The 5,741-nt window shown below is 63.4% G+C and carries 6 protein-coding genes; all 6 read right to left on the reverse strand.

Translation table 11 applies throughout. The annotated features are described in order from the left end of the window. Window positions 1-121 precede the first annotated feature (121 nt). A complete protein-coding gene (locus QMX78_RS19695) occupies window positions 122-544 on the reverse strand; it encodes a F0F1 ATP synthase subunit epsilon (protein ID WP_282272805.1) in 423 nt (140 codons plus the stop codon). 83 nt (window positions 545-627) lie between these two features. After that, the gene (atpD, locus tag QMX78_RS19700) at window positions 628-2,034 is read right to left on the reverse strand and encodes a F0F1 ATP synthase subunit beta (protein ID WP_282272807.1); all 1,407 of its coding nucleotides are present in this window, start codon (window positions 2,032-2,034) and stop codon (window positions 628-630) included. A 38-nt stretch (window positions 2,035-2,072) separates the two neighbouring features. Beyond that, window positions 2,073-2,936, reverse strand: a complete 864-nt coding sequence (gene atpG, locus QMX78_RS19705; RefSeq protein WP_057626866.1) for a F0F1 ATP synthase subunit gamma — start codon at window positions 2,934-2,936, stop codon at window positions 2,073-2,075. Between the two features lie 77 nt (window positions 2,937-3,013). Then, window positions 3,014-4,561, reverse strand: a complete 1,548-nt coding sequence (gene atpA, locus QMX78_RS19710) for a F0F1 ATP synthase subunit alpha (protein ID WP_282272809.1) — start codon at window positions 4,559-4,561, stop codon at window positions 3,014-3,016. Between the two features lie 44 nt (window positions 4,562-4,605). Next, entirely contained in the window at window positions 4,606-5,133 is a 528-nt protein-coding gene (locus QMX78_RS19715; RefSeq protein WP_282272810.1) for a F0F1 ATP synthase subunit delta, read from the reverse strand. Between the two features lie 3 nt (window positions 5,134-5,136). Next, the gene (locus QMX78_RS19720) at window positions 5,137-5,607 is read right to left on the reverse strand and encodes a F0F1 ATP synthase subunit B (RefSeq protein ID WP_282272812.1); all 471 of its coding nucleotides are present in this window, start codon (window positions 5,605-5,607) and stop codon (window positions 5,137-5,139) included. Between the last annotated feature and the right edge of the window lie 134 nt (window positions 5,608-5,741).

Consider the following 5,741-nt stretch of genomic DNA (forward strand, 5'->3'; position numbering starts at 1 on the left):
GAGCCATGCTCGGCAGAGGCTTTACCGGTAATGCCCCTGCCGAGCATGGCTCGGCACTACAAAAGCATGTGCAAAAAAAACGCCGGCGTTGGCCGGCGTTTTTTTGATGCTGCTGCAATCCTCAGTGCTTGAGGTTGCGGCGCAGGCGCTCCAGGGCTTGCAGCTGGGCGGTGACTTCGGCCAGCTTCTGCTGTGCCTCGGCCAGTTCCATGGCTTCGCCACGGTGTGCCAGCACGCGCTCTGCTTCTTCCTTGGCCTTGCGCACCGATGCTTCATCGATGTCGCTGGCGCGAATGGCAGTGTCGGCCAGCACGGTAACGACCTGCGGCTGTACTTCCAGGATGCCGCCGGAAATGGCGAAATCCAGTTGCTCGCCTGCAGCGGTGGTGACCACGACCTTACCCGGCTTCAGACGGGTGATCAGCGGTGCGTGCTTGGGCGCGATGCCCAGCTCGCCCAGCTCACCGGTGGCCACGACCAGGGTCGCTTCGCCGCTGAAGATCTGCTGCTCGGCACTGACGATGTCGCAACGGATGGTGCTCATGGATCTCTCTTCGCCTGGTTGGGTGGGCCTGCGCCCACCGCAGGTTGCCGCGTGGGCGGAGCATGCTCCGCCCTACGTGGTTATTAGGCCTTTTCAGCCATCTTCTTGGCCTTCTCGACCGCTTCTTCGATGCCGCCGACCATGTAGAACGCCTGCTCCGGCAGGTGGTCGTATTCGCCATCGACGATGGCCTTGAAGCCACGGATGGTGTCCTTCAACGGCACGTACTTGCCCGGCGAGCCGGTGAACACTTCGGCCACGTGGAACGGCTGGCTGAAGAAGCGCTCGATCTTACGGGCGCGCGACACGGCTTCCTTGTCTTCCTGGGACAGTTCGTCCATGCCCAGGATGGCAATGATGTCCTTCAGTTCCTTGTACTTCTGCAGGGTCTGCTGGACGCGCTGTGCGGTGTCGTAGTGCTCGGTACCGATGACCTGCGGGTCCATCTGGCGCGAGGTCGAGTCCAGCGGATCCACCGCCGGGTAGATACCCAGCGAGGCGATCGAACGCGACAGGGTCACGGTCGAATCCAAGTGGGCGAACGTGGTGGCCGGCGACGGATCGGTCAAGTCATCGGCGGGCACGTACACGGCCTGGATCGAGGTGATCGAGCCGGACTTGGTCGATGTGATGCGCTCCTGCAGGACGCCCATTTCCTCGGCCAGGGTCGGCTGGTAACCCACCGCCGACGGCATACGGCCCAGCAGTGCCGACACTTCGGTACCGGCCAGGGTGTAGCGGTAGATGTTGTCGACGAACAGCAGCACGTCCTTGCCCTTGCCGCTGGCGTCCTTCTCATCACGGAAGTACTCCGCCATGGTCAGGCCGGTCAGTGCAACGCGCAGACGGTTGCCCGGCGGCTCGTTCATCTGGCCGTACACCATCGCCACCTTGTCGAGGACGTTGGAGTCCTTCATTTCGTGGTAGAAGTCGTTGCCCTCACGGGTACGCTCACCCACGCCGGCGAACACGGACAGACCGCTGTGCGCCTTGGCGATGTTGTTGATCAGCTCCATCATGTTGACGGTCTTGCCGACGCCGGCGCCGCCGAACAGGCCGACCTTGCCGCCCTTGGCGAACGGGCACATCAGGTCGATGACCTTGATGCCGGTTTCCAGCAACTCGGTCGAGGAAGACTGGTCTTCATACGACGGGGCCGAACGGTGGATTTCCCAGCTGTCAGAAGCCTGCACCGGGCCGGCTTCGTCGATCGGGCGACCCAGCACGTCCATGATGCGGCCCAGGGTGCCAGCGCCGACCGGCACCGAGATGGCGCGGTTGGTGTTGGTGGCAACCAGGCCACGCTTCAGGCCGTCGGTCGAGCCCAGCGCAATCGCGCGGACGATACCGTCACCCAGCTGCTGCTGGACTTCCAGCGTGATTTCGGTGTTGTCGACCTTCAGCGCGTCGTACACCTTCGGCACGTCGGTGCGCGGGAATTCGACGTCGACGACCGCGCCGATGATCTGAACGATCTTGCCCTGACTCATTGCTGCATCCTCTAAATGTGTGCTGTTGACTGCGCGCGTTAGACCGCTGCCGCGCCGCTGACGATTTCGGAGATTTCCTGGGTGATCGCTGCCTGGCGGGCCTTGTTGTAGACCAGCTGCAGGGTTCCGATCATCTTGTTCGCGTTGTCGCTTGCCGCCTTCATCGCCACCATGCGAGCTGCGTGCTCGGAGGCAACATTCTCCAGCACCGCCTGATACACCAACGATTCGATGTAGCGGGTGATCACGTGCTCAAGCACGGTTGCCGCGTCAGGCTCGTACAGGTAATCCCAGTCGTGCGAAGCCACCTGCTTTTCGGCGGCCGGCAACGGCAGCAGCTGGTCGAAGCTGGCCTTCTGCGTCATCGTGTTGATGAAGCGGTTGTAGACCAGGTAGACGCGGTCAACCTTGCCTTCGGTGAAGGCATCCAGCATGACCTTGATCACGCCGATCAGCGTTTCCAGCTTGGGCTGGTCGCCGATGTTGGCCACCGAGGCGGCCATGTTGACGTTGACGCGACGGAAAAACGCGCCGGCCTTCTGGCCAACGGTCACCACGTCGATCTCGGCGCCCTTGTCCTGCCAGTCGCGCATTTCCGCGACCGTCTTGCGGAACAGGTTGTTGTTCAGGCCGCCGGCCAGACCGCGATCGGAGGAGATCACGATGTAACCCACGCGCTTGACCTGCTCACGCTCGACCAGGAACGGGTGCTGGAAATCGGTGCTGGCCTGGGCCAGGTGACCGATCACCTGCTTCATCGCCTGCGCGTACGGACGCGAGGTCTTCATCCGATCCTGCGCCTTGCGGATCTTGGAGGCCGAGACCATTTCGAGCGCGCGCGTCACCTTGCGGGTGTTCTGCACGCTCTTGATCTTGGTTTTGATTTCGCGTCCGCTTGCCATCTCTTATTCCCGTAGAGCGGGGCTATGCCCCGCTTTATCAGTGTGAAGCGGAGCAAGGCTCCGCTCTACATACGCTCTTACCAGGTGCCGGTGCTCTTGAAATCGGCGATGCCCTTCTTGAAGGCAGCTTCGATGTCGTCGTTCCAGGCGCCGGTGCTGTTGATCTTGGAGGTCAACTCACCTGCGGTGTTGGCGAAGTGGGCGTGCAGGCCGGCTTCGAACGAGAGCAGCTTGTTGACCGGCACGTCGTCGAGGAAGCCTTCGTTGACGGCGTAGATCGACAGTGCCTGGTCGGCGATCGACATCGGTGCGTACTGCTTCTGCTTCATCAGCTCGGTGACGCGCTGGCCGCGCTCCAGCTGCTTGCGGGTGGCTTCGTCAAGGTCGGAAGCGAACTGCGCGAACGCAGCCAGCTCACGGTACTGGGCCAGCGAGATACGAATACCGCCGGACAGCTTCTTGATGATCTTGGTCTGGGCCGAACCACCGACGCGCGACACCGAGATACCGGCGTTGACGGCCGGACGGATACCCGCGTTGAACAGGTCGGTTTCCAGGAAGATCTGGCCGTCGGTGATCGAGATCACGTTGGTCGGAACGAACGCAGAAACGTCGCCAGCCTGGGTTTCGATGATCGGCAGTGCGGTCAGCGAACCGGTCTTGCCGGTGACGGCGCCGTTGGTGAACTTCTCGACATACTCTTCCGACACGCGAGCTGCGCGCTCGAGCAGGCGGGAGTGCAGGTAGAACACGTCACCCGGGTAGGCTTCGCGGCCCGGCGGGCGCTTCAGCAGCAGCGAGATCTGGCGGTAGGCAACAGCCTGCTTGGACAGATCGTCGTACACGATCAGGGCGTCTTCGCCGCGGTCCATGAAGTACTCACCCATGGTGCAGCCAGCGTAGGCGCTGATGTACTGCATCGCAGCCGATTCGGAAGCGGTGGCAGCCACGACCACGGTGTGGGCCAGGGCGCCGTTCTCTTCCAGCTTGCGCACGATGTTGGCAACGGTCGAGGCCTTCTGGCCGATCGCTACGTACACGCACTTGATGCCGGTGCCCTTCTGGTTGATCACGGCATCGATCGCCATCGCGGTCTTGCCGGTCTGACGGTCACCGATGATCAGCTCGCGCTGGCCACGGCCGATCGGGATCATCGAGTCGACCGACTTGTAACCGGTCTGCACCGGCTGGTCGACCGACTTGCGCCAGATCACGCCCGGAGCAACGCGCTCCACCGGAGCGGTCAGCGCGGTGCCCAGCGGGCCCTTGCCGTCGATCGGCTCACCCAGCGCGTTGACAACGCGGCCGAGCATTTCCGGGCCAACCGGCACTTCCAGGATGCGGCCGGTGGTCTTGGCCACGTCGCCTTCGCGCAGGTTCTGGTAGTCGCCCAGGACCACGGCGCCGACCGAGTCGCGCTCCAGGTTCAGTGCCAGGGCAAAGGTGTTGTTCGGCAGTTCGATCATTTCGCCCTGCATCACGTCGGCCAGACCGAAGATGCGCACGATGCCGTCGGACACGCTGGTGACGGTGCCTTCGTTGCGCGATTCCGCGGACAGGGCGACCTTCTCGATGCGGGTCTTGATCAGTTCGCTGATTTCAGAGGGGTTGAGCGTGGTAGCCATCGTCAAGTCCTAGTGCCGGCTTGTGGCCGGACGGTAATGTGAATTCAGTGTGCGAGCGCGGTCTGCAGGCGCGACAGCTTGCCCTTGAGCGAGCCATCGATGACCACGTCGCCGGCATCGATCACGGCGCCGCCGATCAGCGAAGCGTCCACCGCGGTCGATACCTCGACGTCGCGGCCGAAACGCTTGCGCAGCGCAGCCTTGATCTTGTCCAGTTCCTCGCCCGACAGTTCGGCGGCCGAGGTGACGGTGGCCTTGACCACGTGTTCGGCTTCAGCGCGCAGCTGCTCGAACAGACCGGAGATTTCCGGCAACTGCTGCAGGCGGCGGCCTTCGGCCAGCAGGGACAGGAAGCGACCGTAGGTCTCGCTGGTCGCGTCCGGGGTCAGCAGGGCGACGGCATCGCCGCGGCTCAGCTGCGGATTCGACAGCAAGGCCGACACGCGCGGATCGGCTGCAACGCGGGCGGAGAACGCAAGCGCGTCCGACCACGGCGCGAACTTGCCTTCCTCACGCGCAATCGCGAAAGCGGCGCGGGCGTACGGGCGGGCAAGCGTGAGGGTCTGGCTCATCGATCAGATCTCCGCAGCCAGCTCGTCGAGCAGCGCCTTGTGGGCGTTGGCATCGATTTCGCGCTTGAGCAGCTTTTCGGCACCGGTCACGGCCAGGGCGGACACCTGCTTGCGCAGATCTTCGCGGGCACGGTTGGCGGCGGCGTCGATTTCAGCCTGGGCCAGTTCTTTCTGGCGGGTGGCTTCGGCGATGGCTTCGTTCTTGGCGGCTTCAACGATCTGGTTCGCACGGGCATGCGCCTGGTCGATGATCTCGTTGGCCTTGCCACGGGCTTCTTTCAGTGCCTCGTTGACCTTTACTTCCGCCTGCGCCAGATCTTTCTGGCTGCGGTCGGCAGCGGCCAAGCCCTCAGCGATCTTCTGCTGGCGCTCTTCAATGGCCTTCAACAACGGCGGCCAGATCTTGGTCGCGATGATCCAGATCAGCAAAGCAAAGGCCAGGGCCTGTGCAAAGAGGGTGAGATTGATATTCATGATTAGCTCGATCGCTGGTGTCGGGGGTGGCTGCGCCGCCGTGGCGGCGCAACCGAACCTTCATCCGAAGTCGGGGGGCGCCCCGCCCCCCCCCCGCGCACAGCCGCGGGGTCAGCCAGCCCGCGTGGCGGGGT

This window comes from Stenotrophomonas sp. PS02298, from assembly GCF_029959445.1.
Classification (GTDB): Bacteria; Pseudomonadota; Gammaproteobacteria; order Xanthomonadales; family Xanthomonadaceae; genus Stenotrophomonas.

Bases quoted from the DNA above. Each gene is read 5' to 3' on its own strand.
- QMX78_RS19715 (WP_282272810.1), bottom strand. From the start codon at position 5,133: ATGAGCCAGACCCTCACGCTTGCCCGCCCGTACGCCCGCGCCGCTTTC.
- atpA (WP_282272809.1), bottom strand. From the start codon at position 4,561: ATGGCTACCACGCTCAACCCCTCTGAAATCAGCGAACTGATCAAGACC.
- QMX78_RS19695 (WP_282272805.1), bottom strand. From the start codon at position 544: ATGAGCACCATCCGTTGCGACATCGTCAGTGCCGAGCAGCAGATCTTC.
- atpG (WP_057626866.1), bottom strand. From the start codon at position 2,936: ATGGCAAGCGGACGCGAAATCAAAACCAAGATCAAGAGCGTGCAGAAC.
- atpD (WP_282272807.1), bottom strand. From the start codon at position 2,034: ATGAGTCAGGGCAAGATCGTTCAGATCATCGGCGCGGTCGTCGACGTC.
- QMX78_RS19720 (WP_282272812.1), bottom strand. From the start codon at position 5,607: ATGAATATCAATCTCACCCTCTTTGCACAGGCCCTGGCCTTTGCTTTG.